Here is a 1,392-nt window from a genome sequence, read left to right as displayed (position 1 = left end):
CCTTTTGAAAAACACCAAGCTTATTTGCAGGTAGCATAAAAAACTACCACTAGATCTGAATCTAATGGTAGTAAAAAGTTTTTATTTTTTTAGTTGTCTACTTGACGGGTAGCAGTTCATTTCAGAGCGGCTGACACCTTTTTAGAATTAAGATTCTTTTGGCGTATAGTCTAATATGTAATAAGAAAAACCATTAATAACAGTTGTTTCTTGCGCAGTTAAAATGCGTTTCTGATTTACACCATAGTTAAGATGCTGATGTCCATGCAGATGGTATGATGGAGCAAGTGTTTTATAAACATCATGAAAACATTCAAAGCCTTTGTGTGCCCAATCATCTCCATCACCTACGCCTAAGGAAGGAGCATGGGTGACAAAAATATCTAAACCACCTTTGCGCTGACAACTACGTATAAGTTTCTTAGTGCGCTTGCGCATAGCATTTTCTGTATACTGGAAAGGTCCTCCTGTATATTCAATACAGCCACCAAGACCAGCAATTTTTATATTTTTATAGGTTATAATCTGATTGTCAATATCAATACAGCCTTCTGGCGGAGCTTGTAAATATTTAATATCATGATTACCAGGTACATATAAAAGAGGAACTGGAATCATCGTTACAAGGAAAGATAAATATGAAGCTTTTAGATCACCACAAGAAATGATGAGTTCTATATCTTTAAATTTTTCCTTATCGAAGTGGTCCCATATATATGTATTTTCTTGATCTGAAACTATTAATATCTTCATTCTACTCATCCTTTGTTTTAAGAGTGCAGTCTTAATTATACTATAAAAAGATGAAATATTAAAGTGCAAAAAATTGAAAATATGAAAAAGAGTGTTGACATTAGAAAGTTATCTTGCTAATATATACGAGTACTTGTTTGATAAGTATACTTACAATTAAATAATATAACCATTAAACCAGTCGATTCATAAAGTCACATTATGTGACAAGTCAGTACTACTTAACAGTACAAAATGTCAAGAGACAAACTGAGATGGCTTAACTTTCATTCTGAAAGTTGCGCTAAAAATTTAATTTACTAACGTAAATAAATTTTTAGATTGAGAGTTTGATCCTGGCTCAGGATGAACGCTGGCGGCGTGCTTAACACATGCAAGTCGAACGAACGGATTGGAGCTTGCTCCATGAAGTTAGTGGCGGACGGGTGAGTAACGCGTGGGTAACCTGCCCTATGCAGGGGGGATAACGTTTGGAAACGAACGCTAATACCGCATAACCTAGTTGGTTCGCATGAACCGACTAGCAAAGATTTTATCGGCATAGGATGGACCCGCGTTGGATTAGCTAGTTGGTGAGATAACAGCCCACCAAGGCAACGATCCATAGCCGGCCTGAGAGGGTGAACGGCCACACTGGGA

At 36.9% G+C, this 1,392-nt stretch carries 1 protein-coding gene and 1 rRNA gene; one reads left to right on the top strand and one right to left on the bottom strand.

Annotation, left to right across the window (positions count from 1 at the left end; translation table 11 throughout):
* Positions 1-147: 147 nt before the first annotated feature.
* Complete coding sequence (locus H8718_RS20225; RefSeq protein ID WP_177672076.1) at positions 148-753, bottom strand: metallophosphoesterase family protein; 606 nt, start codon at positions 751-753, stop codon at positions 148-150.
* Between the two features lie 317 nt (positions 754-1,070).
* Here H8718_RS20225 and H8718_RS20220 point away from each other — a divergent pair.
* Positions 1,071-1,392, top strand: a 16S ribosomal RNA gene (locus tag H8718_RS20220); the annotation flags it as partial.

The sequence above is a fragment of the Zhenhengia yiwuensis genome, assembly GCF_014384995.1.
In the GTDB taxonomy this organism is placed as follows: Bacteria; Bacillota; Clostridia; order Lachnospirales; family Cellulosilyticaceae; genus Zhenhengia; species Zhenhengia yiwuensis.
Note: the sequence above shows the minus strand (reverse complement) of the source record. Positions and strands in the feature narration are given on the sequence as shown.